The organism is Marinomonas sp. IMCC 4694 (assembly GCF_008122525.1).
GTDB lineage: Bacteria > Pseudomonadota > Gammaproteobacteria > Pseudomonadales > Marinomonadaceae > Marinomonas.
In genome coordinates this window covers 3,499,953-3,526,940 of the sequence record NZ_VSRV01000001.1, presented here as the reverse complement: position 1 = coordinate 3,526,940, position 26,988 = coordinate 3,499,953, and the positions used below count along the sequence as shown (strand labels likewise).

27 protein-coding genes are annotated in these 26,988 nt (G+C 45.2%); 20 read left to right on the top strand and 7 right to left on the bottom strand.

Annotation, left to right across the window (positions count from 1 at the left end; translation table 11 throughout):
- Positions 1–511: 511 nt before the first annotated feature.
- The 4 genes from rpmH to mnmE all read left to right on the top strand — a co-directional run bounded on the left by rpmH (position 512) and on the right by mnmE (position 4,330).
- Positions 512–646, top strand: coding sequence for a 50S ribosomal protein L34 (gene rpmH / locus FXV75_RS16235; RefSeq protein ID WP_012072147.1), 135 nt, complete (start codon positions 512–514; stop codon positions 644–646).
- An 8-nt stretch (positions 647–654) separates the two neighbouring features.
- On the top strand, positions 655–1,047 hold the full coding sequence (gene rnpA, locus FXV75_RS16230) for a ribonuclease P protein component (protein WP_148835089.1): 393 nt from the start codon (positions 655–657) through the stop codon (positions 1,045–1,047).
- 100 nt (positions 1,048–1,147) lie between these two features.
- Positions 1,148–2,803 (top strand): membrane protein insertase YidC, encoded by a 1,656-nt coding sequence (gene yidC / locus FXV75_RS16225; protein ID WP_148835087.1) that lies wholly within the window; start codon positions 1,148–1,150, stop codon positions 2,801–2,803.
- 147 nt (positions 2,804–2,950) lie between these two features.
- The gene (gene mnmE / locus FXV75_RS16220; RefSeq protein WP_148835085.1) at positions 2,951–4,330 is read left to right on the top strand and encodes a tRNA uridine-5-carboxymethylaminomethyl(34) synthesis GTPase MnmE; all 1,380 of its coding nucleotides are present in this window, start codon (positions 2,951–2,953) and stop codon (positions 4,328–4,330) included.
- A 21-nt stretch (positions 4,331–4,351) separates the two neighbouring features.
- Here mnmE and FXV75_RS16215 read toward each other — a convergent pair whose 3' ends face one another.
- From FXV75_RS16215 to FXV75_RS16200, 4 genes are all read right to left on the bottom strand, one after another.
- Positions 4,352–5,509 (bottom strand): glycerate kinase, encoded by a 1,158-nt coding sequence (locus FXV75_RS16215; RefSeq protein ID WP_148835083.1) that lies wholly within the window; start codon positions 5,507–5,509, stop codon positions 4,352–4,354.
- A 54-nt stretch (positions 5,510–5,563) separates the two neighbouring features.
- Positions 5,564–6,547, bottom strand: coding sequence for an MDR family oxidoreductase (locus FXV75_RS16210; protein ID WP_148835081.1), 984 nt, complete (start codon positions 6,545–6,547; stop codon positions 5,564–5,566).
- Positions 6,548–6,629: 82 nt separating this feature from the next.
- Positions 6,630–7,355 (bottom strand): TetR/AcrR family transcriptional regulator, encoded by a 726-nt coding sequence (locus FXV75_RS16205; RefSeq protein ID WP_262368588.1) that lies wholly within the window; start codon positions 7,353–7,355, stop codon positions 6,630–6,632.
- Positions 7,356–7,384: 29 nt separating this feature from the next.
- Positions 7,385–8,263: an AraC family transcriptional regulator gene (locus FXV75_RS16200; protein WP_148835079.1), complete on the bottom strand. Its 879-nt coding sequence runs from the start codon at positions 8,261–8,263 to the stop codon at positions 7,385–7,387.
- Positions 8,264–8,449: 186 nt separating this feature from the next.
- Between FXV75_RS16200 and FXV75_RS16195 the strand changes: the two genes are divergently transcribed.
- From FXV75_RS16195 to FXV75_RS16130, 14 genes are all read left to right on the top strand, one after another.
- On the top strand, positions 8,450–9,508 hold the full coding sequence (locus FXV75_RS16195; RefSeq protein WP_148835076.1) for an NAD(P)-dependent alcohol dehydrogenase: 1,059 nt from the start codon (positions 8,450–8,452) through the stop codon (positions 9,506–9,508).
- 919 nt (positions 9,509–10,427) lie between these two features.
- Complete coding sequence (gene mnmG, locus FXV75_RS16190) at positions 10,428–12,317, top strand: tRNA uridine-5-carboxymethylaminomethyl(34) synthesis enzyme MnmG (RefSeq protein ID WP_148835074.1); 1,890 nt, start codon at positions 10,428–10,430, stop codon at positions 12,315–12,317.
- A gap of 50 nt (positions 12,318–12,367) precedes the next feature.
- Positions 12,368–12,994, top strand: coding sequence for a 16S rRNA (guanine(527)-N(7))-methyltransferase RsmG (rsmG, locus tag FXV75_RS16185; RefSeq protein WP_148835072.1), 627 nt, complete (start codon positions 12,368–12,370; stop codon positions 12,992–12,994).
- Positions 12,995–12,997: 3 nt separating this feature from the next.
- A complete protein-coding gene (locus FXV75_RS16180) occupies positions 12,998–13,765 on the top strand; it encodes a ParA family protein (protein ID WP_148835070.1) in 768 nt (255 codons plus the stop codon).
- Positions 13,766–13,811: 46 nt separating this feature from the next.
- A complete protein-coding gene (locus tag FXV75_RS16175; RefSeq protein WP_148835068.1) occupies positions 13,812–14,696 on the top strand; it encodes a ParB/RepB/Spo0J family partition protein in 885 nt (294 codons plus the stop codon).
- Positions 14,697–14,857: 161 nt separating this feature from the next.
- Positions 14,858–15,262, top strand: coding sequence for an ATP synthase subunit I (locus FXV75_RS16170; RefSeq protein ID WP_148835066.1), 405 nt, complete (start codon positions 14,858–14,860; stop codon positions 15,260–15,262).
- A gap of 51 nt (positions 15,263–15,313) precedes the next feature.
- On the top strand, positions 15,314–16,162 hold the full coding sequence (gene atpB / locus FXV75_RS16165) for a F0F1 ATP synthase subunit A (RefSeq protein ID WP_148835064.1): 849 nt from the start codon (positions 15,314–15,316) through the stop codon (positions 16,160–16,162).
- 65 nt (positions 16,163–16,227) lie between these two features.
- Positions 16,228–16,485 carry a F0F1 ATP synthase subunit C gene (atpE, locus tag FXV75_RS16160; protein ID WP_133010645.1) on the top strand — a complete coding sequence of 86 codons (258 nt, stop codon included), beginning with the start codon at positions 16,228–16,230 and terminating at the stop codon, positions 16,483–16,485.
- 56 nt (positions 16,486–16,541) lie between these two features.
- A complete protein-coding gene (locus tag FXV75_RS16155) occupies positions 16,542–17,012 on the top strand; it encodes a F0F1 ATP synthase subunit B (protein ID WP_148835062.1) in 471 nt (156 codons plus the stop codon).
- Between the two features lie 11 nt (positions 17,013–17,023).
- Positions 17,024–17,560 carry a F0F1 ATP synthase subunit delta gene (locus FXV75_RS16150; protein ID WP_148835060.1) on the top strand — a complete coding sequence of 179 codons (537 nt, stop codon included), beginning with the start codon at positions 17,024–17,026 and terminating at the stop codon, positions 17,558–17,560.
- Positions 17,561–17,598: 38 nt separating this feature from the next.
- Positions 17,599–19,143, top strand: a complete 1,545-nt coding sequence (gene atpA / locus FXV75_RS16145; protein WP_148835058.1) for a F0F1 ATP synthase subunit alpha — start codon at positions 17,599–17,601, stop codon at positions 19,141–19,143.
- Positions 19,144–19,228: 85 nt separating this feature from the next.
- Positions 19,229–20,089, top strand: a complete 861-nt coding sequence (gene atpG / locus FXV75_RS16140; protein ID WP_148835056.1) for a F0F1 ATP synthase subunit gamma — start codon at positions 19,229–19,231, stop codon at positions 20,087–20,089.
- Between the two features lie 29 nt (positions 20,090–20,118).
- A complete protein-coding gene (atpD, locus tag FXV75_RS16135) occupies positions 20,119–21,495 on the top strand; it encodes a F0F1 ATP synthase subunit beta (protein WP_148835054.1) in 1,377 nt (458 codons plus the stop codon).
- A 63-nt stretch (positions 21,496–21,558) separates the two neighbouring features.
- Positions 21,559–21,975, top strand: a complete 417-nt coding sequence (locus FXV75_RS16130) for a F0F1 ATP synthase subunit epsilon (protein WP_148835052.1) — start codon at positions 21,559–21,561, stop codon at positions 21,973–21,975.
- A 108-nt stretch (positions 21,976–22,083) separates the two neighbouring features.
- On the opposite strand, the gene FXV75_RS16125 is transcribed toward FXV75_RS16130, so the two are convergent.
- Positions 22,084–22,824 (bottom strand): TrmB family transcriptional regulator, encoded by a 741-nt coding sequence (locus tag FXV75_RS16125; protein WP_148835050.1) that lies wholly within the window; start codon positions 22,822–22,824, stop codon positions 22,084–22,086.
- Positions 22,825–22,919: 95 nt separating this feature from the next.
- Between FXV75_RS16125 and tcdA the strand changes: the two genes are divergently transcribed.
- Positions 22,920–23,711 carry a tRNA cyclic N6-threonylcarbamoyladenosine(37) synthase TcdA gene (gene tcdA, locus FXV75_RS16120; protein ID WP_148835048.1) on the top strand — a complete coding sequence of 264 codons (792 nt, stop codon included), beginning with the start codon at positions 22,920–22,922 and terminating at the stop codon, positions 23,709–23,711.
- On the opposite strand, the gene FXV75_RS16115 is transcribed toward tcdA, so the two are convergent.
- The gene (locus tag FXV75_RS16115) at positions 23,683–24,072 is read right to left on the bottom strand and encodes a SufE family protein (protein ID WP_148835047.1); all 390 of its coding nucleotides are present in this window, start codon (positions 24,070–24,072) and stop codon (positions 23,683–23,685) included. The two genes, tcdA and FXV75_RS16115, sit on opposite strands and share 29 nt — an antisense overlap.
- A 6-nt stretch (positions 24,073–24,078) precedes the next feature.
- Entirely contained in the window at positions 24,079–25,296 is a 1,218-nt protein-coding gene (locus FXV75_RS16110) for an aminotransferase class V-fold PLP-dependent enzyme (protein ID WP_148835045.1), read from the bottom strand.
- A 152-nt stretch (positions 25,297–25,448) separates the two neighbouring features.
- Between FXV75_RS16110 and FXV75_RS16105 the strand changes: the two genes are divergently transcribed.
- Entirely contained in the window at positions 25,449–26,966 is a 1,518-nt protein-coding gene (locus FXV75_RS16105; protein ID WP_148835042.1) for a GntR family transcriptional regulator, read from the top strand.
- Positions 26,967–26,988 lie beyond the last annotated feature (22 nt).

Sequence of the window (26,988 nt, the reverse complement as noted above, 5' to 3'; positions counted from 1 at the left end):
TGTAAACGTACTCCCTGGTTGAGTGACAGACAAGAAGCGGATATTACATCGACCACTAAAAGTTATCCACATATAAATCGAAAAAAACCCAATCGCGATGGCGACGACACACAGTTGATAACAAGCAGAGTTATGCACACCAGTAGATAAACGCACCAGGATGTGTATAAAAAGCACCTTTACCCACAAGTAAACATTGAATTATTTTACAAAAACACACAAGTGGATAAGTTTTTATCCTCCTGTTTTTTATACACATATCATCGTAAAAAAACCAATCTGTGGATAAATAAAATAAAATACGCGGGGGTTATCCACTTAAAAAATGTAACCCTGTGTGTAACTACTGGATGATATGTGCGTTTCTTTTTTGATAATTAAACCTCGCTAAGCATTGAATTTACTAAGGAAAGGCTCTAAAATCCGCGCCCTGATTTGACCAATCAATGGTAGAGGCTTGGCGACTGCTAACCCTCAAAACTCAAACACTGCATTCAGTGAGAGAATTAAGATGAAAAGAACTTTTCAACCGAGCGTTCTAAAACGCAAACGCAACCACGGTTTCCGTGCTCGTATGGCAACTAAAGGCGGACGTCAAGTTATCGCTCGTCGCCGTGCTCGCGGCCGCAAGGTACTAAGCGCATAAACACGCCGATGACCGACTATTGTTTTCCTCGGCACGTCAGACTTCTGAATGCCGAGGATTATCAATCCGTCTTTAACGACACTTCTTCCAAAGTCTTCGCTGGCGAATTTCTTTTATTGGCACGCAAACGAGATGACAACCAAACTCGGTTAGGTCTTATTGTGTCGAAAAAAACGGACAAACGTGCGGTAGGCCGGAACCGTATCAAACGCTTGGTACGTAATTCATTTCGCCATCACAAAACCCCTCTTTCTGGTCTTGATATTGTTTTTTTAGCACGGCAAGGCATCAAAGAGCTGGAAAACGTCGATTTACACAACCGACTCGACAAGGCATGGGGGCAATTAGCCAAAAAAGCCCTAAAATCACCTCAAAGCAAAAAACACGAGCAGTCTACGTAAAAATAGGCTGAAAAAACTGCCAAAGGCTGGTTTAATAGCGCGTGATTTTTATAAGGGTTCCGTGAACCTATCGTCCAACCAAACAAATTAGTTGAATACCATGGATTACAGACGTTACTTTTTATGGGGTGCGCTTTTTATCAGTGGCTACATGCTGTTTTTGCAGTGGAGCCAAGATTATGGCCCACAGTCCACTCAGAGCGTAGTTCAAAGCACACCGTCTCAAACCGAGACAAATACTCAAACGAGCACTGATTTGCCTGTGGCAACTCAAAGCGCAGTCAATGCCAACGCCGAAATCCCACAAAGTGCAAAAATCATTGCACCAGGGAAATTGATTGAGGTGACGACGGATACGCTTCGTGTCTCTATCAACCCTGTGGGTGGTGACTTAGTGGCTGCCGCCCTTCTACAATACAAAAAAGAATTAGGCAAACCTGATCCTTTTGTTATTTTAGAAGACGGCGTCGAACGAACTTACGTCAGTCAAAGTGGCCTAGTGGGTCAGAATGGTCCCGATGCTTCAGCGGATGGCCGTCCTGTTTACCAGTCTGAACAAACCACTTACCGTTTGGCTGAAGGAGACGACTCTCTCGATGTCAATTTGTATTACACCGATGCGAGCGGCGTAAAATACACCAAAACGTTTCGTTTTATGAAGGGTAAATACCGTATTCGCCAATTAATTACCGTAGACAATACGGCCTCCACTATGTGGCGTGGTAATTTGTTTGCGCAAATAAAACGCGATAACACACCCGATCCTAGCCAAGCCACCAGTATGGGCCTGCAGCCTTATTTAGGAGGTGCTATTTCGGATGAACAAACAAAATACAGTAAAGTGTCTTTCTCTGACATGAAGGATGAACCGGTCAAAACCACCACGACCCAAGGCTGGGTTGCCGTTCTTCAGCATTATTTTGTGTCTGCTTGGATTCCAGAGCAAGGCCAAAAAGTCACGATGCAAGCTAGAACCAATGGTGATTTTAATATCATCGGTTTTACTGGCTCGCCGGTAGAAATAGCACCGGGTAAGCAGGGCACATTGAGTTCGACATTTTATGTGGGACCGAAATTGCAAGATCACCTACAGGACACGGCTGAAAATTTAGAATTAACCGTAGATTACGGCTGGTTATGGTGGTTGGCGAAACCCTTGTTTTGGTTGTTGACACTGATTCAATCTTTCGTGATCAACTGGGGTATTGCCATTATTTTGATCGTGGTATGTGTAAAAGCCATCTTCTTTAAGCTCTCTGCTGCTAGCTATCGTTCAATGGCAAAAATGCGTAAATTTGGCCCAGAGATCGCTAAACTTAAAGAAAAGCACGGCGATGATCGCCAAAAAATGTCCCAAGAAATGATGGCATTGTACAAAAAAGAGAAGATAAACCCATTGGGTGGCTGCTTGCCTATCTTGGTGCAAATGCCGGTTTTCCTTTCTTTGTACTGGGTACTCATGGAGTCTGTTGAGTTACGTCATGCACCATTTTTCTTATGGATCAATGACTTATCAGTAATGGATCCTTACTTTATACTGCCTATCTTAATGGGTTTAAGTATGATGGGACAACAAATGTTGAACCCAACACCGCCAGATCCAATGCAAGCTCGCATCATGAAGATTATGCCTATCGCATTTACGTTCTTCTTCTTGTGGTTCCCAGCCGGTCTCGTTTTGTACTGGGTAACAAACAACAGCTTGTCGATCATTCAGCAGTACATCATTACTAAACGTATCGAACGAGAGGCGTAACGCACTCGCGTTAATCTGCTCTTCGATAAAAAAGGCTTCCCAATGGAAGCCTTTTTTACGTTTAGATTGCCATGATTTCCCAGCTAATGGACAATGACGATAATTTCTACTCATTCCTTTTTCTAGTTCATCGCACAGAGTTTGATTATGACCGATTTCCAATACGCCACAGACCAAGACACGATTGCCGCGCAAGCCACCGCTCCTGGGCGAGGTGGCGTAGGGATCATTCGTTTATCAGGCCCAAAAAGCCTTGCCATCGCCAAACAAATAGTCGGCTTTGAACCGAAACCACGCTACGCCCATTACGTGCCGTTTAAAACCACGAATCAAGAACAACTGGATGAAGGCATCGCCTTGTATTTTCCGGGGCCAAACTCGTTTACTGGCGAAGACGTCTTTGAATTGCAAGGCCACGGCGGCCCTGTGATTATGGACATGCTACTGAGTCACTGTGTGGCACTAGGTGCCCGTTTAGCACGCCCGGGCGAGTTTTCCGAACGCGCTTTCATGAACGACAAAATGGACTTAACGCAAGCGGAAGCCATCGCTGACTTGATCGACAGCACCTCAGAACAAGCCGCGAAATGCGCGTTACGCTCCTTGCAAGGCGCCTTTTCGAAACGCGTGGACGAACTGGTCGAAGCCTTGATTCATCTGCGTATTTACGTGGAAGCGGCCATTGATTTTCCAGAAGAAGAAATCGACTTTATCGGTGACGGAAAAGTCGCCGCGGAATTGGCTGGGATTCAAGCCAAACTGCAAACCGTTTTAAAAGAAGCCAACCAAGGCGCCTTGATTCGTGAAGGCATGAACGTCGTCATCGCAGGACGACCGAATGCGGGGAAATCCAGCTTACTCAACGCCTTATCAGGCAAAGAATCCGCCATCGTGACCCACATCGAAGGCACAACACGTGACGTCTTGCGCGAGCACATTCACTTGGATGGCATGCCGCTGCACATTATCGACACCGCGGGGTTACGCGACAGTCCAGACGAAGTAGAGCGCATCGGAATTCAGCGCGCGTGGGATGAAATCAGCAAAGCCGATCGTATTTTAATGATGGTCGACAGCCAATCCATCGACAGCAAAAACCCAAACGAGATTTGGCCCGATTTCATCGACCAACTTGGCGGCACCGAACATTTAACGCTGGTGCGAAATAAAGTCGATTTAACCAAAGAAAGCACAGGAATCGAAATGGTCTCAGGCGTCCCTGTGATCTCCTTGTCAGCAAAAACAGGGGAGGGCGTTAATCATCTTACTGACCATCTAAAAGCGGTTATGGGCTTCGACAGCACGACTGAAGGGGGTTTTATCGCTCGCCGCCGTCACATCGAAGCGCTCAATAAAGCAAAACGCTTTTTAGACGCCGGAGATGAACAACTTCACGGCTACGGCGCAGGGGAATTGCTCGCGGAAGATTTAAAAGAAGCCCAACAAGCGTTAAGTGAAATCACCGGCGCGTTTACCAGTGATGATTTACTGGGTCGCATCTTTGGCTCGTTTTGTATCGGTAAGTAATCACTGAAATAAGGGCTGATTTCAGTGCAACCCTTGTCCTAACTTGATCACCGCCGCCACGTTACGAGCAGTGGTGATCAGGTTTTGCTCGCCTTGTGTTAAGACGTTATCCAAGCTATCTAGCGCCGGAATAATAGGGAATATCGCCAACATGCCGTGAGCCAAAATTGCCTCGGCATCTTGGCCCAAACTGCCCGCGATGCCAATGGCTGGGATGTTTTGAGCATTCGCTTGTTTTAACACCCCCATAGGCGTTTTACCAAACACTGTTTGACCATCAAGCCGGCCTTCACCGGTAATCACCAAGTCTGCTCCCTGTAACTTGTTCACTAAACCCACTGTATCCATGACAATCTCGATGCCTGGTTTTAACATCGCATTGAGAAAGACTTTCGCCCCCAGTCCCATGCCACCTGCCGCACCAGCGCCAGCGTCCAGTCGGTGATCCGCAAAACCGCTTTGCACCAAAACATCAGCAAAATGCGCCAAGGTATCGTCGAGCAAAGACACTATTTCTGGCGTAGCGCCTTTTTGTGGACCAAAAATAGCCGAAGCACCACGTTCACCACATAACGGATTATCCACGTCACAAGCGACGTCGAAGCGGCATTCTGATAGAAGAGGGTGCGCTTGGCTCACATCAACATGACTCAATTGTGCGAGCGCCATGCCGCCAAAGGGCAGTTCTTGATGATTCTCGTCTAGGAATTGAATGCCCAATGCTTGTGCCAGACCAACGCCAGCGTCATTGGTTGCACTGCCACCTAAACCAAGAATAATGTGTTTGATGCCTCGGTTAAGAGCGTCTTTTATCAGCTCACCCGTTCCGAAGCTTGTGGTATAACGAGGATCTCGCTGCTCTCGCGGCACCAGATGAAGGCCTGAAGCAGACGCCATTTCGATCACCGCGGTGGTCGGCTCTTGGCCATCTACCGCCCCCAAAATACCGTATTGCGCCATGACTCTATTGCCCAACGGTCCGGTTACTTCAAGGTCAATAAAATGACCTTGAGTCGCATCCACCATGGATTGCACTGTTCCTTCCCCCCCATCCGCCATCGGAACTTTGAGATAGTCCGCACGAGGAAATACCTGACGAAAACCCGTTTCAATCGCATCAGCGACCTCGAGTGCCGTTAAACTTTCTTTAAACGAATCGGGAGCAATCACAATCTTCATAGTTAATCCTTACTGTTGGAATACCGGCCTTAGCGATGAAAAAACAGCAATAGATTACCCTTTTACCTTCACCAATACTCGACCACGTACCTTTCCATCAAGCAATTTATGGGCCGTTTCAACCACTTGGTCAAGCGTGATTTCCGCACTGATTGCATCATAATCTTCGGCCTGCAATAGTTCACTCAGGCGCTGCCATGCTTCAATGCGATCCGTTAATGGTCGCATAACGCTGTCAATGCCGATGAGTTTGACACCGCGCAAAATGAACGGCGCGACGGAAGCAGGGAAGTCCATGCCTTGCGCTAAGCCACAAGCGGTTACTACGCCGCCGTATTTTGTGCTTGCGCAAGCGTTGGCTAAAGTGTGGCTTCCGACGCAGTCGATAACGCCCGCCCAACGCTCTTTTTGTAAGGGTTTACCTGGCTCAGACAGTGTGTTTCGATCGATGATGTCGCTCGCACCCAGATTTTTCAAATAATCGCTTTCCGCCATTCGTCCCGTCGACGCCACAACCTGATAGCCCAATCGATTAAGCAAACGTATTGCATAGCTGCCCACGCCACCGTTTGCCCCTGTCACTAAAATCTCACCAGAATCCGGTGTCACACCTTGTTTTTCAAGCGCTAAAACCGACAACATAGCGGTATAACCTGCTGTACCTATTGCCATCGATTGCTTAGCGTCTATACCTTTCGGAAGCGGAATAAGCCAGTCGCTTTTAAGCCGCGCTTTTTCAGCTAAGCCGCCCCAATGCATTTCGCCAACCCCAAAGCCGTTCAGTATGACAAAATCACCTTCAGAAAATCGTTCAGAGTGACTTTGTAAGACCTTACCCACTAAATCTATGCCCGGCACCATGGGAAAAGAACGCACAACAGGGGACTTGCCAGTGATGGCTAAGCCATCTTTGTAATTTAGCGTGCTGTAATGAACTTCAACCAATACATCCCCTTCGGGTAGCTGATCGTCATTAAGCTCAACCACTGATGCCACACTTTTTTTGTTTTCTTGAGTAATGAGAATACCTTGAAACATAACAACTCCTTTTTAGACTGGTCGTCTATTTAATTCGCTAAAAAAACCAAGCCTAAGTGCTTGGCGCTAAAAAATAACAAGGCTATTTCACTTTAATCGCCTGAATAAAGAAATGTAGAAACACAGATAATGGTTGTGTATTTTTCATTAAGCGTGTTCGATGCACCGCGCCCTCCCAACCAACCCAAAATGCTTGGGATGTGTTTTCAATGGAGTCCAACAGGACAACATCCCCTTTGTCTAAAGCAAGTTGAAGACTAGCAGCCACGCGAATCTGCCAGCTTTGGTAGGTTTGTTGAAGCTGTTCTCGCAACTCATCCGACAAGTGTGTCGACTCTTGTTCTAAATTTCCGACTAAACAGCCACGTTTGTAATCATGGCGAATGATGCCGTCTTGAGCATCTTGGGCAAAGCGCTGCAGACGCACTAACGGTGGAAAGGCATCATCTAATAAAAAATAATCCAGCTTGGCTTCAAAATAACGACGATAACGAGCTAAAACCGCCAAACCAAAGACCTCTTTACTAGAGAAGTAATGATAAAAAGACCCCTTTGGCACACCGATCGATTTTAAAATAGGATCGATACCGCTGCGGGTAAAACCCGATTCTGTCAGCATCAACATACCAGCGCGTAAAAGCGCATCTCGAGTATCTAAAGTGTCTGTTGGCTGCTTTTTGGGCCGCCCACGACGAGGCTTGTTAGGTCGATGGATGGTGGTTGGGGCATCAAGGATAGTAAGCAAGTGTTTTACCTGACAGGGAAATACGATAAAGACTAATTTAGACTGATCGTCTATTAAATTCAAGTGTAAAATCCATGATCCGTAGAAGAAGCCTACACGACTGCATTTTCTCTCTGTTTGTCTTGAGTGGGTGGCGATCCAAAATAGCGCTTATAATCTCGACTAAATTGGTGAATACTTTTATACCCCACCTCAAAACCAATTTGCCCCACATTAAGGCCTCCTTGGTTCAATAACATTTGGGCTTTTAGCAGACGTAATTGCTTTAAATATTGCAAAGGCGAAGAACCACTCACATTTTTAAAGTGATGATGAAAGCTAGAAACACTCATATTGGCTTCTTCCGCCAACTTTTCAACTCGAACTTCTTGGTTTAACAATGCATTCATTTTTTGGACACATTGAACAATACGAGAAAACTGACCTTGATTAACAACCAACTCTCTTAATACGTTTGCTTCTGGGTTTTGAAGTGCTTCAAAAATAACTTCTCGAACACGACTGGCGCCCATTATTTTTGCGGTTCTAGGATCGTACATCGCACGCACCAAACGAACCAATGCGGCTGCCATATCCTGGCTGACAGGTACTGAAGACATAGGACAACTAGGGGTACTTTGCTCAGTATAGTCGTCTAAGGAGTCAGAAACCAACTCAGATAATAAAGCAAAATTAACATCAATTGATATGCCTAAAAGTGGCTGTTCTAAAGTGGCAAATGTTTCACACTCAAAAGGCAAAGGCAGAGATTGCACCAAAAAATGCCCAGGATTGTAATGAATCTCTTTGTCTCCGAAATAACCAATTTTTTGCCCTTGAGCGATAATAGTAAGCCCTGGTCGATACATAAAGGGCATTCTAGGAATCGATTTTGCGCATTTCATCAGTCGCACATTGGGAATCAGTGTGTCGCAAAAACCATCATCATCAACCAATGGTTTGATCAAATTAATTAAATGACTGTCTGCCATAGGTCTGCCTTGCTTTCTAAAATTCAATAGATACATTATCGTTTTTAGAGTTAGTAATAAAAGTTAATTTTTGTTTATTCAGAGAAATAGGCAAAAATATAAGAATAATGCACAACACAAAACGAAGCACTTTGCTTTACAATGAACAGCATACTAATTGATATTCACGTACTGGAGTAACCCTTTATGAGCCATACAAAATCCTATGCAGCACTGTCTGCAACAACCCCTTTAGTACCATTTTCATTTGAGCGCCGCGCCCTTCGTGAAGACGATGTAAACATTGATATTCTTTATTGTGGTGTCTGTCACTCAGACATTCACGTTGCTGAAAGTGACTGGGGGCCAAGCACTTACCCTATTGTTCCCGGACATGAAATTGTCGGCCGAGTCACAGAGATCGGCAGTAAAGTAAGTAAATACAAAGTAGGCGATATTGTTGGCGTGGGTTGTATGGTCGACTCTTGTCAGCACTGTACACACTGCGCAGCAGATTTAGAGCAATATTGTGATAATGGCATGGTTGGCACTTATGGTTTTAACGACTTAATCGACGGCACTTTAACCTACGGCGGTTATTCTGATCATATCGTTGTGCGTGAAAAATTTGTCCTGTCCATTCCTGAAGCTTTGGCATTAAGTAAAGCCGCTCCTCTGTTGTGTGCAGGAATTACGACCTATTCACCACTTCGTCATCACGACATTAAAGCTGGCGATAAAGTGGGTATTTTAGGAATGGGTGGCTTAGGCCATATGGGGGTGAAATTCGCCAAAGCCTTTGGTGCAGAAGTAACTATTTTCACTCGTTCTGAAAGCAAGATTGCGGAAGCAAAAAAACAAGGTGCTGATCATGTGATTGTTTCAACGGACGATGCGCAAATGGCAGCTGCTGCAATGACGTTTGACTACTTATTAGATACAATTCCTGTACAGCATGAGTTAACTGGCTATCTTAATTGCCTAAAAGTGGACGGTGTCCATATTCTCGTTGGTTTGGTAGAGCCGATGGAACCTGCGCCTCACACAGCAAGTTTAATTTCGAAACGTCGTACCATTACAGGTTCTATGATTGGTGGTATTGCAGAAACACAAGAAATGTTGGATTTTTGTGCCGAACACAACATTGAATGTGACGCAGAGATGATCAATATCCAAGACATTAACCAAGCGTATCAACGTATGAAAAAAGGCGACGTAAAATACCGTTTTATCATTGATATGAAGAGTTTGAAAAAAGACATTTAATCACGCTTCTTGATGTTGTTTTAAAATCGGTTAATCGTTAAAACGCCTTCACAGGCGTTTTTTTTTGCTCTATTTAAAAAAGCGAGAAAGTTCGCTTGACCGCCCCCGCTGTTGCCATCCTAACCGGTTAATTAAGACAGAAGCGGCCCTCTTTTCCCACCCCCGTGGGATCCACGCACAAAACATGGCACGCATACTTAAAGACCGAACGATACCTACTCACTCAATCACAATAAGCCTTATTTTGGTCGTTTGATCTGATAAAAATAACGACGAAAAATAGTTACGCACAAGTGGATATTTTCGAATGGTCTTTCTTTCTCCACAACGACTCATACACCCGTAAAACGGGGTTTAGTGTAATTATTCACATTAGTGTTACAGAAAAAGGGCAGTTAAATGGCATTTTTTTATTTATTTACTTGTGGATTAAATTTTATCAAAAACGACAGTTAACCATCAAAAAAAACGAATAATATGTTATTAAACATAAAGATAGCGACAAACTCAAACCAAAAACAGACTGTTGATAAGTATGGTGATAGCTTGATAAGAAGTTTTGCACAGTTTTTAACAACTCAGCACATAAAATATCAAAGTGTATAACTATCACTTTTATGCACAGGAATAGGTTATCCACACAACAGGAAAGGAAGGGGGTAATTAACAAGTTATTATCGTCAGAAGTAGATGATTTATAATGAAAAAAAAATGTTACCCACAGAATTTCGCTTACTATATAAACATAACAAACATAAAAGATCTTATATACTTACTTAATTATATTAATATTGATGACCGGGTAACTGAGGGTGGATCTCTATCTTTTTGGTAATTTGCCTATATACTAAGCGCCCTGATCGATGACTGATTGATTGTCACTCATTGTGTTTAATTTATTTGTAATACTGAGGTTTATGTGGATTTCCCAAGTCGCTTTGATGTGATTGTAGTTGGTGGCGGTCATGCTGGTACCGAAGCGGCATTGGCCGCCGCGCGTATGGGTGTAAAAACGTTGTTACTTTCCCACAACATTGAAACTTTAGGGCAAATGTCCTGTAACCCAGCCATTGGAGGGATTGGAAAGTCACATTTAGTAAAAGAAATTGATGCATTAGACGGCGTTATGGCTCTCGCTACGGATAAAGCAGGCATTCAATTTCGTACTTTAAATTCTCGAAAGGGGCCTGCCGTTAGAGCAACACGAGCCCAAGCCGATCGTATTTTATACAAGGCTGCCATTCGACATTCGTTGGAAAATCAACCTAACCTTTGGTTGTTTCAGCAGTCTGTTGAAGATCTTATTGTTGAAGATGGGGCCGCACGAGGGGTGGTAACGCAAACAGGGATTCGTTTTAACAGTAAAACAGTCGTGCTTACCGCCGGGACTTTCCTCGGTGGCATCATTCATATTGGATTAAAAAATCACTCTGGTGGACGAGCCGGTGAACTCCCATCAATAGGATTGGCTGAAAAATTACGGGTATTGCCGTTTCGCGTTGATCGATTAAAAACAGGTACACCGCCACGGATTGACGCCCGCTCTGTTGATTTTTCACAAATGCAAGCACAGCCCGGTGATGACATTACTCCGATCATGTCCTACATGGGCAGCCGCGCTTTGCACCCAAGACAAATAGAATGTTTTATTACACACACGAACGAGGTCACTCACGACATCATTCGTGCAGGCATGGATCGATCTCCTATGTACACTGGAGTGATTGAGGGCGTTGGCCCACGTTATTGCCCATCGATAGAAGATAAAATAGTACGATTTGCCGATAAAAATTCGCATCAGATTTTTATTGAACCGGAAGGGCTAACCACCCATGAATTGTACCCAAATGGCATTTCTACTTCCTTGCCTTTTGATGTGCAAATTGAGTTAGTTCGGTCGATGAAAGGGATGCAAAATGCTCATATAACGCGCCCCGGTTACGCCATTGAATACGATTACTTTAATCCTCAAGATTTGAAATATTCACTGGAAACAAAACACATGCCAGGGTTGTTTTTTGCTGGACAAATTAACGGAACAACAGGATACGAAGAAGCGGGTGCTCAAGGCTTACTGGCAGGGCTAAATGCGGCACGGTTGGCGCAAGACAAAGACGCTTGGACGCCTCGTCGTGACGAGGCTTACCTTGGTGTATTGGTGGACGATCTAATTTCTATGGGTACCAAAGAGCCGTATAGAATGTTCACCAGTCGCGCGGAATACCGTCTTATTTTACGTGAAGACAATGCCGACCTTCGTTTAACGGAAAAAGGGCGTGAACTGGGTATGGTATCCGATGAGCGCTGGGCCGCATTTTGCAAAAAACGTGAAGCTATCGAAATCGAAACACAACGTTTGAAATCCAGCTGGATCGTACCGAATTCACCTGAAGCGGCCGTAATTAACCCGAAATTAGAAACCCCGATTCATCATGAATACAGTCTACTAGACTTATTAAAGCGTCCAAATGTTGTGTATGCTGATGTGGCTCATTTAAAAAATGTGCCTGATCAAGCTGTAGATGAACAAGTTTCCGAACAAGTTCAGATCGCTGTAAAATACGCAGGTTATATTTCTCGACAAGCTGAAGACATTGAACGTTTACGTCGTCAAGAAAATACCGTTTTACCCGAAGATTTGGACTATTCCAAAATGGAAGGCTTGTCTAATGAGATCAAACAAAAACTGACCCAGTTACGACCAGAAACCCTCGCGGCAGCCTCACGCATTCAGGGTGTCACTCCGGCGGCGGTTTCGTTATTGCTTATTCACTTGAAAAAACGTGCCATTGCACGAAAAAGTGCCTAGAATCAACAGCCAAGACGCGAAAATTGCTCTCATTATAAAATGGATTGACTGTGACACATTTTGACAGTATTCAAAAAAGCGCCCAACAAATGGGCGTTGTTTTATCTGATGAAACCATTCAGATGCTGGTAAGGTATCTTCTCATGTTAGAGAAATGGAACAAGGCCTACAACCTGACCGCCATTCGAGACATTGAGCAAATGATTTCTTTGCATCTTCTCGACAGTATAGCCACCTTGTCGTTTATTACGGGTAATACCATCATTGATGTCGGTACTGGACCTGGTTTACCTGGCATGGTATTGGCTATTTGTTACCCCGAAAAACACGTTACTTTATTAGACAGTAATGGCAAAAAAACGCGTTTTTTAACCCAAGTTAAGATGGAATTGGGCATTCAAAACGTAACGATTGCCAATGAACGTGTCGAAAAACACACACATCAAGGTCAATACGATCATGTTATTTCGCGTGCGTTTGCCTCCTTGCAAGATATGATTCATTGGACGTTGTTGCTTCCTAAAGAGTCCGGTAATTTTTTGGCTATGAAGGGGGTGTATCCCAGTGATGAAATAATGGCACTGCCAACTGAGGTAGAAGTAGTATCGGTTACGCCACTTAACGTGCCCACTATTCAAGCGGAGCGTCACATGGTTGTAATGACGCGTAAAGGCTAAACTATGGCAAGAATCATCGCCGTCACAAATCAAAAAGGTGGTGTGGGTAAAACCACCACCTGTGTTAACTTAGCCGCCTCTCTCGCTGCGATGAAACGTCGCGTGTTGCTTATCGATTTAGATCCTCAAGGCAATGCCACAACCGGTAGTGGCTTAATCAAAAGCACCCTCGATACCAGTGTTTATGACGTATTAATTGGCTCGCATGGTGTAAAAGAGGTAATGCAAAAAACATCACCTGGGGACTATTGGATTTTGCCAGCCAATGGCGATTTAACCGGGGCCGAAGTCGTTTTATTGGATCTGCCCAGTAAGGAAACGCGTTTGCGAGCGGGTCTGTACGAAGTCGATAATGACTTTGATTTCATCTTATTGGATTGCCCACCCTCATTGAATATGCTCACGGTCAATGCATTGGCCGCAGCGCAAGGTGTACTGATCCCCGTGCAATGTGAATATTATGCCTTAGAAGGGTTAACGGCGTTGCTGCAAACCATAGAACGTATTACTCAGGCGTTAAATCCATCGCTTGAAGTAGACGGTATCTTACGTACCATGTATGACCCACGGCCAAGCCTTACTCATGATGTGTCTAATCAGCTGCACAAACACTTTGGCGATAAAGTCTATGACACCGTTATACCGCGAAATATTCGTCTGGCAGAGTCGCCCAGCTACGGCCTGCCCGCGTTACATTATGAAAAGCAATCTCGCGGAGCCATTGCCTATCTCGCTTTAGCAGGTGAGTTTATTCGAAAATCGGTCACGTGAACGAAGTTTTAAAAAGCGTGTTTTCACCGCTATTAAGGTTACTAAAATGACGATAAAGAAAAGAGGTCTAGGCCGCGGCTTAGATGCTTTGTTAGCGCCACAAGCGGCGACAACGACAACACCTGAAGACGAAGTGGTTGGTGAACACATTAAAGGCCTGACCTATTTACCAGTGGAATGGCTTGTCAAAGGTAAATTTCAACCTCGCCGTGATATGAACCCTGCACAGCTAGAAGAGTTAGCCGCCTCGATACGTACACAAGGTATTATGCAGCCTATCGTTGTGCGCCCAAATGGCCCTAATCAGTACGAAATCATTGCGGGTGAACGACGTTGGCGTGCAGCTAAATTAGCAGACTTAAAACAGGTTCCAGTAATCGTTCGTCATGTGGAAGACGCTGACGCTGTGGTATTGGCTTTAATTGAAAATATACAACGAGAAGATCTTAATCCTATTGAAGAAGCGTTTGCCTTGCAGCGCTTGGTAGAGGATTTTCAACTGACTCAGCAAGAAGTGGCTGATACGGTTGGTAAATCACGCTCAACCATTGCAAATTTACTGCGCTTACTGGGACTGACGCCGGAAGTACGTCGCTTATTAGAGCATGGCGACATAGAAATGGGGCACGCCAGAGCCTTGTTACCTTTAGAGCATGACGAACAAATTCAAGCCGCGTCGCAGGTGGTTACCAGATCTTTGTCTGTACGAGAAACTGAGCGACTAGTGAAAAATCTTCAAGTGGTACAAACACGTGACGATGGTAAGCCTGCTCTGCCTGATTTGAGTGCACAAGCTGAACGCATTAGTCAAAAAATGAATGCCGCCGTTAAGATACAGCCGTCTTCAAAAGGGAAGGGTAAGCTAGTAATCGAATATCGGAACTCTGATCACCTAGAACTCTTGATTAGTGAGCTAATGAAAGGGGCTTAAACCGCTTACTGGGAGGTGTTGTTTGTGTTTCTTAGGCATCAGCAAGGCAACGCCGGTCGTCAGTTTAAGTTGAACACTGTCGCTATTACCCCTATAATGCTTCGGATTTTGTAAATGGTCACATTGATTGCACTTTTAAGGTGCAGGTAGAGAATTGTAAAATGGAAGCAAAAAAGCCCTTAAGCGCACGTGCACTCCTAAGCGCTAAAAAAAAGGCGGTGTTTCGTTTCATTTTGTTGCAGTTTTTACTTATTTTTTTAATTTCTTTGGGAATTATTTACAGTGCTGGTGGTCTGTATGGGTACTCTTTTATACTAGGCGCTTGCGCTAGTCTGGTGCCCAGTATTTACATGGCATGGCGGGTGTTTAGTTACAAAGGCACGCGGCCGGCAAAAGACGTTATCAGATCATTTTATCGTGGAGAAGCAGGTAAGCTAGTGATGACAGCGATGCTATTGTCGCTTATTTTTCTCCTAGTGAAACCCTTAGCGGCAGACGTCTTTTTTGCTGGCTTTGGTATAGCGATTTTGAGTCATTGGCTCAGCCCTATTGTGCTAAAACATTAGCGGTACAGTAGGAAATAAGGTTTTAATCATTGAAAGAGCGTGGATATAAATATGGCAAGTGAAAATCCAACAGCTTCTGAATATATAAAGCATCACCTTCAGAATTTGACTTACGGTCAACATTCTGACGGTACATGGGGTCTTGCTCATGATGCTAAAGAAGCAGCAGATATGGGATTCTGGGCAATACATGTAGATACTATGGCAATGTCAATTGCTTTAGGTATCTTGTTTTTGTGGTTGTTCCGTCAAGCAGCAAAGAAAATATCGACAGATACACCGTCGGGTTTGCAAAATTTTGTAGAGCTGATGGTTGAGTTTGTAGATGGCAGTGTCAAAGAAACCTTTCACGGCAAAAGTAAAGTCATTGCACCTTTAGCTTTGACCATTTTTGTATGGGTTTTTCTGATGAACTTCATGGATTTGATACCGGTAGACTTTTTGCCCACAGCGGCAAAATGGATTGGAGTGTCCGTGTTTGGCGCTGACCCTGCTCATGTCTATTTTAAATTTGTTCCAACCACTGATATTAACGCAACATTGGGTATGTCTTTATCTGTGTTTGCTTTGATCATCTTTTACAGTATCAAAGTAAAAGGTGTGAGTGGCTTTGTTGGTGAACTTACGTTACAGCCTTTTGGTAAATGGATGATTCCTTTTAACTTATTGTTGGAAGGTGTTGGTCTGCTTGCTAAACCTGTTTCATTAGCGTTGCGATTATTTGGCAACTTATACGCCGGTGAATTGATCTTTATCTTGATTGCTATTTTACCTTGGGGCCTTCAGTGGGCGCTATCGGTGCCATGGGCAATCTTCCATATTTTGATTATCGTGCTTCAAGCTTTCATCTTTATGATGTTGACTATTGTCTACTTGAGCATGGCGCACGAAAATCACTAATAGTGTGTTCTTTAAAGTAATATTTTTTAAACCTTGTCTAAAACTGTGAAAATGTAGGAGTTAAAATGGAAACTGTAGTTGGTCTTACTGCGATTGCTGTAGCCCTTCTTATCGGTCTAGGTGCCTTGGGTACTGCGATTGGTTTTGGTATTTTGGGTGGGAAATTCTTGGAAGGCGCTGCGCGTCAACCAGAAATGGTTCCAATGCTGCAAGTAAAAATGTTCATCGTAGCGGGTCTTCTTGACGCCGTAACAATGATCGGTGTGGGTATCGCATTGTTCTTCACTTTCGCGAATCCTTTCATTGCTCAGGTCGCTGGTTAATTTTCTGCTAATGTTGCAGAAACGATTTTTAAACGACTTAGAGCGAGGGTATTAGCGTGAACTTGAATCTCACACTTATAGGCCAAGCTATCTCGTTTGCGATTTTTGTCTGGTTCTGCATGAAATATGTGTGGCCACCAGTAATTGCTGCGCTCGAAGAGCGTAGTAAGAAAATTGCAGACGGTTTGGAAGCAGCGAACCGTGCTTCACGTGACCTTGAGTTGGCACAAGAACAAGCCTCTCAAATATTACGTGAAAGCAAAGAGAACGCGGCCGAGATTATTGAACAAGCCAACAAACGTGCGAACCAAATGGTCGACGAGGCAAAAGAGCAGGTGATTGCCGATGGCAAGCGCTTGCGCGAAGCCGCACAAGCTGAAATAGAACAAGACGTATTGCGTGCGAAAGAAGCATTGCGTTCTCAAGTTTCTGTTCTTGCTTTTGCTGGTGCCGAGAAGATTTTGGGAGCCACTATTGACGAAAAAGCACATAGCGAGATCGTTGAAAAACTCGCTAAAGAGCTTTAAGCGAGGGTCTAATGGCTGAATTAAAAACAGTCGCGCGACCGTACGCCAAAGCAGCTTTCGAAGTTGCCCGTGAGCAGGGCCATGTTACAGAATGGGCCGATATGCTAAGCATATTAGCCTCTGTAACCGTGGAACCTAAGCTTAAGGTGGCACTTGGAAATCCAGCTTTTAGTGCGGAAGAGAAGGCAAACGCTCTGGCGGACGTTTGTGCAGAAGTAACAACAGAACAGGGCAAAGCATTCTTGCTGGCCCTTGCTGATAAAAAGCGTTTAACGCTGATTCCAGCCATTTCTGTGTTATTTCAACAGTTCAAACTGAATTTCGAAAAAGCGGTAGATGTTCAATTTACCTCGGCTTACGAATTGACAGCAGAACAGGCACAAGCATTGGCCGCATCATTGGCGAAAAAGTTGGATCGTACGATCAACTTAACCAATGAAACAGACGCGAGCCTGCTTGGTGGCGTGGTTATCCGTACAGGTGACTTAATCATCGACGGTTCAGTTCGCGGTAAACTGGCGAAACTGGCCGAGGCGATAAACTCCTAGTGTTTCGTTAAATCGAAAACAGGGTTGAGGAATTTAGCATGCAGCAACTGAATCCATCTGAGATCAGCGAAATTATCAAGAAGCGCATCGAGAGTCTCGATGTTACTTCTGATGCCAAAAATGAAGGCACAATTGTCAGTGTAGCAGACGGTATCGTTCTGGTTCACGGTTTGGCAGATGTAATGTACGGAGAAATGATTGAATTCTCCGGTGGTGTTTACGGTATCGCATTAAACCTAGAGCGTGACTCTGTCGGTGCAGTCGTACTGGGTAAATACCAAGACCTTGTAGAAGGTCAAAAAGTGAAATGTACAGGTCGTATATTGGAAGTTCCAATTGGTCCTGAATTGCTTGGTCGTGTTGTTGACGCATTGGGTAACCCAATCGACGGCAAAGGCGATATCAATGCAAAATTAACGGATAAAGTTGAAAAAGTAGCGCCTGGTGTTATCGAACGTCAGTCTGTTGATCAACCTATCCAAACCGGTTACAAAGCAATCGATGCGATGGTGCCGATTGGTCGTGGTCAGCGTGAGTTGATCATCGGTGACCGTCAGATTGGTAAAACCGCTTTAGCGATTGATACCATTATTGCCCAGAAAAACAGTGGCATTAAGTGTGTGTACGTCGCAATCGGTCAGAAACAATCTACTATTGCCAACGTTGTACGTAAGCTTGAAGAAGCCGGTGCAATGAGTTACACCACTGTGGTAGCGGCTGGCGCTTCTGACCCAGCGGCGATGCTTTACCTAGCACCTTATACAGGTTGCACTATGGGTGAATACTTCCGTGATCGCGGTGAAGACGCATTGATCATTTATGATGATTTGACCAAGCAAGCTTGGGCTTACCGTCAAATTTCTTTGCTGCTTCGTCGTCCACCTGGTCGTGAAGCTTACCCTGGTGACGTATTCTACCTTCACTCTCGTCTTCTAGAGCGTGCATCACGTGTAAACGTAGATTACGTTGAGAAATTCACCAATGGTGAAGTGAAAGGCAAAACCGGTTCTTTGACGGCATTGCCAATCATCGAGACGCAAGGCGGTGACGTATCAGCCTTCGTACCAACCAACGTTATCTCCATCACAGATGGTCAGATATTCTTGGAAACGAGCTCATTTAACGCAGGTATTCGTCCAGCAATGAACGCCGGTGTGTCTGTTTCTCGTGTTGGTGGTGCAGCTCAAACTAAGATTGTCAAAAAACTTGGCGGTGGTATTCGTCTTGCATTGGCTCAGTATCGTGAATTGGCGGCATTCGCTCAGTTCGCATCTGACCTAGACGAAGCGACTCGTAAACAGCTTGAACATGGTAAACAGGTTACTGAACTGATGAAACAAAAGCAGTTCTCTCCTATGCCTGTGGCTGATATGGGCGTGGTTCTTTACGCTGCTAATGATGGCTTCCTTGAAGATGTTGAAACAAGCAAAATTGGCAGTTTTGAATCTGCGTTGTTAGGCTTCATGAACAGCGAACACGCTGATCTGATGGCTGACATCAACAAAACGGGCAATTTTAACGGCGAGATTGAAGCGACACTAAAAGCGGCAATCGAGAAGTTTAAAGCGACGCAAACTTGGTAATGACGTTGGTGACACGCTGACTATTTAGTATGTCACCATCTTCTTGCAGTTTGTGAAATAACATTCTCACAAGGGCAGTTCTATTATGGCAGTCGGAAAAGAGATACGTACTCAGATTTCGAGCATTAACAATACGCGTAAAATTACTCGTGCTATGGAAAAAGTAGCGGCAAGTAAGACGCGTAAAGCTCAGGATCGTATGGCCGCTTCTCGTCCGTATGCGGAACGAATTCGCCAAGTAGTTGGTCATTTGGCCAACGCGAATCCTGAGTATAAACACCGTTACCTTACCGAACGTAAGGCGAATCGTGTTGGTTATATCGTAATCTCTTCTGATCGTGGTTTATGTGGTGGTTTAAACATTAACGTGTTTAAAAAAGCCATTAAAGATATGAAACAGTTTGCTGATTCAGGTGTTGAAATCGACATCTGTGCTATTGGTGGTAAAGCCGTTTCCTTCTTTCGTAACTACGGCGGAAATGTCACAGCAGCGTTCACCGGTTTAGGTGATGCACCCAAGGCGGACGACTTAGTCGGTAGCGTTAAGGTGATGCTGGACGCGTTTGATGAAGGTCGCATTGACCGTCTTTATGTGGTGTCTAATGAGTTCGTGAATACCATGACTCAGGTGCCTAAAGTCGAACAGTTGTTGCCATTAAAAGCGGAAGAGAATACAGAGTTACAGCACCACTGGGATTACATTTATGAGCCTGAAGCTGTTGAAATTCTCAATGAGTTATTGGTTCGTTATATTGAATCTCAAGTATATCAGTCCGTGGTTGAAAACATTGCGTGTGAGCAAGCGTCTCGAATGCTTGCAATGAAAAATGCAACCGACAACGCGGGTGATATCATTGATGAATTGCAGTTGGTGTACAACAAGGCTCGTCAAGCAGCGATTACTCAGGAAATTTCTGAAATAGTCAGCGGCGCGGCAGCGGTTTAAGGTATTTAGGTATTTAAGAGGATCCGAACATGAGTAGCGGACAAATCGTACAGATTATCGGTGCTGTTATTGACGTGGAATTCCCACGTGATAGCGTGCCAAAAGTATACGACGCCCTGACAATTGAGGGTAAAGAGTTGGTGTTGGAAGTTCAACAACAACTAGGCGACGGCATTGTTCGTACTATCGCCATGGGTTCCACTGATGGAATGAGACGTGGTTTGGTTGTTGAAAACACCAACAAGCCAGTTTCTGTTCCGGTTGGTACTCAAACACTAGGACGTATTATGGACGTTCTAGGTAATCCAATTGACGAGAAAGGCCCAATCGGCGAAGAAGAGCGTTGGTCAATTCACCGTTCAGCTCCTTCTTATGCTGAGCAGTCTTCTAGCAACGAATTGCTAGAAACAGGCATCAAAGTAATCGACCTTGTTTGTCCTTTTGCAAAAGGTGGTAAAGTTGGTCTGTTTGGTGGTGCCGGTGTTGGTAAAACCGTAAACATGATGGAGCTTATCCGTAACATCGCCATCGAGCACAGTGGTTATTCTGTATTCGCTGGTGTTGGTGAGCGTACACGTGAAGGTAACGACTTCTACCATGAGATGACGGACTCGAACGTAATCGATAAAGTATCTCTAGTATATGGCCAAATGAACGAGCCACCAGGTAACCGTTTACGTGTTGCTTTGACGGGTTTGACCATGGCTGAGAAATTCCGTGACGAAGGTCGTGACGTACTTTTCTTCGTAGATAACATCTACCGTTATACACTTGCCGGTACGGAAGTATCTGCGTTGCTAGGTCGTATGCCATCTGCAGTAGGTTACCAGCCTACTCTTGCTGAAGAGATGGGTGTTCTTCAAGAACGTATCACCTCTACTAAGACGGGTTCTATCACGTCTGTTCAAGCGGTATACGTACCTGCGGATGACTTAACAGATCCATCTCCAGCAACGACGTTCTCTCACTTGGACGCAACGGTTGTATTGTCTCGTGACATCGCCTCTTTGGGTATTTACCCAGCGATCGATCCGCTTGACTCTACTTCACGTCAGCTTGACCCATTAGTCATCGGTCAAGAGCATTACGACGTAGCTCGTGGCGTTCAAATGGTGTTGCAGCGTTACAAAGAATTGAAAGACATCATCGCAATTTTGGGTATGGACGAGTTATCTGAAGAAGATAAGCAAACGGTTAACCGTTCTCGTAAAATCCAGCGTTTCTTGTCTCAGCCTTTCTTCGTAGCCGAAGTCTTCACGGGTTCCCCAGGTAAGTATGTTTCTTTGAAAGACACGATTCGTGGCTTTAAAGGCATCTTGGATGGCGAATTTGATGACCTTCCAGAGCAAGCGTTCTACATGATTGGTAGCATCGACGAAGCGGTCGAGAAAGCTAAGAAACTTTAACCATCACGCGTAGCAAAAGCGTTGCAAGGCGCTTTTGCTAAGTATGACTAAGAGAGGCAACTTATGGCTATCACAGTACACTGCGATATCGTAAGCGCTGAACAAGAGATTTTTTCCGGTACGGTGCAATCTCTTGTGGCTGCGGGCAGTTATGGCGACTTGGGTATCATGCCTGGTCATGCGCCGTTATTGACGACTCTGAAGCCAGGTCCTGTTCGTGTGGTTAAAGAAAATGGTGACGAAGAGTTTATCTTCGTGTCCGGTGGCTTCTTAGAAGTTCAACCGCACCGCGTCACTGTCTTGGCTAATACAGCCACTCGCGCAAGAGATCTAGACGAAGAAGCGGCACTAAAAGCTCAGGCTCATGCCCAAGAGCTTTTGGCAAACCAAAAACCTGACGTCGACTACACTCGTGCGGCAGCGGAACTAGTGGAAGCTATGGCCCGTTTACGTACTATTCAGCAGTTTCGTGGCAATTAATTAATAAGCCACAGACGACTGAAGTGAAGTCAAAAAAGCAGCCTAATGGCTGCTTTTTTTTATGGCGCTTATCTTCTATAAAGCTTCTACAAAGTGAGAAATAAAACGCTAAAGCATTTTCCAAAGGGTATCGAAAATAATCTGTTGGGCTTTAGCAATGTCTTTGGACTCCAACACAACGGCAGATGGAAAATTGTTACTCGCCAAAGAGATAATCGCGCATTTCGGTGGATAAATGGCGATGTAACTCGCGTCCACTGCGCCCTCGGTTTTAATCCATTTTCGCTCTGATAACTGGGCCTCTTCGCCCCCTTCACCTAAGGCAATGACTTTAACATTAATGCCTAATTTGACTCGCTGTTTGGTGTAGTTTGGAAAAGGACGATACAAAAATGGACGAATTGGCTTCGACGAAAATACACAATATTCTTTGTGGTCTTGCTGTGACACCACGTTTAAAATATCGCGAAGTACCCATTCAATACCATCATCACCTTCATAATAACGTACATGAGTTTGATGATAATCCGGTTGTTGTTGATGCAAATTGGGTATGATCGTGTTTTTAAGATTTTCGATGGTTTTATCAAGTCGAGTGCGTTTTTCTTCCGCTAGATTTAATAAGATATCTGGGTTTTCTGCGGTAAAAAAACGTCTCTTTCCTTTAGGAAAATAGCTGACGACCCCTTTAGTTTGTAATTGTTTTAAGGCTTCGTACGCAGTGCCTCGGTTGATCCCACTGTGCTCTGCGATATCACGAATAGAAGAAGGGCCTAGCTTTAATAGCGTTTGGTAAAGCTGTGTTTCTCTTGGTGTTAAGCCAAGGACCTCAAAAGCTTGCTGAATCATAGGGCTCACTGTCGTTATCAGTAAATGAACAAGACAACAGAATACACTCAATAAAGGTAAAAGCGCAGGGTGATCGCCCTGGCAGGAGAGAATAAGTGACAGACGATCAACGATTTGGCGGCATTCGTCGCTTGTATGGCGACCTAGCGTACGAGGCATTTACGCAATCGCATATTTGTATTATTGGCATTGGTGGTGTGGGTTCTTGGGCAGCAGAAGCGCTGGCGCGTTCCGCCATTGGGCACATTACGCTTATTGATATGGACGATGTTTGTATTACCAATACTAACCGACAAATTCATGCGCTTGATGGCAATATTGGCCAGTCAAAAGTCGACGTCATGGCAGAACGTATTGCGTTGATTAACCCTAACTGCCAGGTGACCTGTATTGAAGACTTTCTTACCCCTGACAACATTCTTGAGCTGCTGGCTGAGCCATATGACTATATTATTGACTGCATAGACAGCATCAAACCGAAAGCGGCTCTTATGGCGTGGAGTAAAAGCAACAAGCGTAAAGTCATCACAGTCGGTGGTGCCGGCGGCCAAATGGACCCCACCAAGATTCTTATCGGTGATCTTGCTAAAACCGAAAAAGACCCGCTCGCTGCTAAACTGCGTAATTTTCTACGGCGTTACCATAATTTCACCCGTAATCCGAAACGTCGCTTTGACATCGAATGCGTCTATTCCACCGAACAATTAAGCTACCCACAAGGCGATGGCACCGTGTCCCATCAGCGCTTAAAGGGCGATACAGAAACCAAAATGAACTGCTATACCGGCTTTGGCGCCAGCACCGCCGTCACCGCTTCTTTCGCGTTTGTCGCGGTATCGAGAGTATTGGAAAAACTGGCTAAACGTGCTGAATCCTGTTCAAAATAGCCAGTATTCCGTTTGTACGAGAGCTGGTTAAATAGCTGGATAAGTTAAGCTCGGCCAGTTCGGCTGTTAGATCCATTTGTTGAATGTTAGACCGTGTTTTTCCTGACACTAAGCTTAATATGACGATCAGTACGCCACGCATGAGTTTGGCATCGCTGTCGGCGTTGAAGTGACGGATGCCGTTTGATTCTTTGATAATGAGCCAAACGGCACTGTCGCAGCCTTTTACCTTATTTTCTTCGGTTTTTTCTTCCGCTGATAAGCGCGGTAAGGTTTTGCTTAACGCAACCAAAGCCTTGAAGGTTTCTTCTTTGCTACGGCACGCTTGCAGTTGGGCTTTGATGCTTATGGCGTCTGTCATGGTTTGTTACTCATCGCTCAATAAGTCAATGGCTTCTATAAGTACATCACAGAAGCGGTTGGCTTCTTCGAGGGTGTTGTAACAGGCAAAAGACGCACGTAAGGTCCCGGATACGCCCAGTTGCGCCATCAGTGGATGGGCACAGTGGCTGCCAGCGCGAACCGCGACGCCTTGGCTGTCTAGGTAGGCATTCAGATCTAGGATGTGAATAGTGGGTACACTTAATGATACCAAGGTGGTGTTTTTTTCGGGTGAATAGATGTCGATACCGCCTTCTTTATGAAGACGAGCGTAAACGTGCGCCGCGAGAGATTGCTCCCATGCCAACAGCGATAGGCGATCTTGATCCATGAGGAAATCACAGGCCGCCGCCAAGCCGATTGCTCCTTCAATGTGCGGAGTGCCGGCTTCTAAGCGATAAGGTAACACGTTAAATTCTGTTGCTTGATGCGACACATGACGCACCATTTCCCCGCCGGTTTGATAAGGGATCAGAATGTCCAATGCGTGTTGTTTGCCATACAGCACGCCTATTCCCGTCGGGCCGTACATTTTGTGCCCTGAGAACACATAAAAATCACAATTCAATGTTTGCACGTCAACAGGGTAGTGCGCCACGGCTTGAGCGCCGTCGACTAAAGTAAAGGCGCCCTGCTGTTTGGCAAGGTCGAGCATGATGTTGAGTGGCGTGCTGGTGCCAATCGCATTAGAGATCTGGGTGGCGGCGAAAATACGCGTACGATCTGTAAAATAATGCGCAAATTCAGGCTGCCATTCTCCGTTGGACGTCAGTGGCAGCACGCGTAAGCGAGCGCCAGTTCTAAAGGCCAATTGCTGCCATGGTACCAAGTTAGCATGATGCTCTAAGCTGGTGATGAGGATTTCATCGCCTTTTTCTATGACATGTTCAAGGCCGTAGGCTACGGCATTGATCGACTCAGTTGCACCTTTTGTCCAAATAATATGGCTGTGTGTGGGCGCATTAATAAACTTCGCCACCGTGTGTCTGGCTTGTTCAAAGCCGTTGGTGGCTTGGTCACTGAGGCAGTGCGCCCCTCGATGTACATTGGCATTGATATGGCGGTAATAGTGCTGAATGGCGTCCAATACCTGCAATGGTTTTTGTGTTGTGGCGGCGTTGTCTAAATACGTCAAAGGATGCTCGTAGGCACGCTGAGATAAAATAGGAAACAGGGAGCGAAGCGACGTGGGATCAAAAGCCATAGATACTCAACATTTAGCGCGATACAGAAAGAAAATTGTACCCTAACCCGGAGGAAAACGGGAATGGATTGGTTTTTTGCTTGTGTTTTTTGGCTATAAATTGAATGATTAAGAACAGATTCTTATCAGACTAATAAAAAAGGTACAAAACAGTGGCTGAGTTTTTATACAAGGGGGTGGTTGATTGGTTTTTAGCACAGAGGTCACAAAATACGATCACCACTGGCGATCGTATGCCGTCGTTGCGTGCCTTATCTAAGCAACTCGGTTTGAGTTTAAACACCGTTATTCATGGCTATGACATTTTGAGTCAAGAAGGCTGGATCGAATCTCGTCCCAAGTCCGGTTATTTTGTGTGTCATCGCGGCGGAGCAAAAGCGGCCTTGCTGTTGGCGGGGGACGAGTGGCGTGAACTCGCCAATAAAGGGGCTCAGTCGGCATGGGCCAGTCTTGCGCATCATGCCGCATTAGTTGACCACAGCGACAGCGCGTTAACGTCAGCGACTTTCCATGATAAAACCAATGTACCTGTATTGGGCAAAGGCCATTTGGCGGTACGTGAATCGGTTTGTGACTATTTAAAAAACGTCGGCATAAAAGCCCATGCTGCGCAACTATGGTTAGGCCAGTCGCCGCTGGCGATGTTCAGTCAAAGCGTGCAAACCTTGACGCTGCGTGGGGATACTGTCTTAGTGTTGACGCCTTGTGACCCAAGAATCACCGCTACCTTACAAGGCTTAGGCCGACAGGTTATTACATTGGGCGCAGGGGAGCGCGGGGTCGATTTAGACCTGGTCGTGCGAGCGTTACAAGATAAGCCGGTGCAGCTCATTGTGTTACCAGGTCAATTTTCTTTCCCTGCTGGCCAGTTGATCAGTAATTTAAGTTTGCGCCGTTGGTTAGCGATTATCGAAGACGCTAGGTTGCCGGTTATCGAGTGGGACTTGTGTTCGCACCTCGCTTATCGTGAGACTTCAATGATGACGTACAAATCGTTGGATTCATCGGATCTCATTGTATACATCGGTGGTATAGAAGCAAAAGGCGTTGGCCGATCGGTCAGTTGGTGTTTGCCAGGACAGTACCATCAGGTGTTGGAAGGCGCTTTTTTAGCGGTGGATATGGCCCTCAGTGATGCCCAACAAGAGGCGCTAAACGAGGCATTACAACCTCATGGTAAGCACTCAATAACGCGACGAGCCCGTCACCTCTGGGCAAACTCGGAACGTATCAAGTCCGATTTAGAAGCGAAGTTGGGTGAACAGGTCAATTTCGCAACCAGCAAAGGGGGCATTGCTTTATGGATGCGCTTGTCTCAACCTTTGAGTGATGATCACGCGACGGCATTATTTGCTCGTTTTCGCCACGATATTGTACCGGGTACTTTAGTCAGTCAGGAAGCCGACGCCGACCATTGGATGGCGGTGAACGTTACGGTAGACGACATCGCTTCTTTGGGCGATGCGTTGGCGATGTATTTTGGAAATGGCCTTAAAGCCACACTTGTCGTTGATGACAGTAAAGATAATAAACACAGGAAACAAAAAACAACAGCGGTAAACGTGATTGTAGAGCCGACTGATAAGCCATTAAAAAAGACGCACGACCACACCACGTCAGAGCCACTTTATAACCCCATGTTAGATCTGATTAATCATGACTTTGGTTAATCCCATGTCGTGCTTTTAGAGA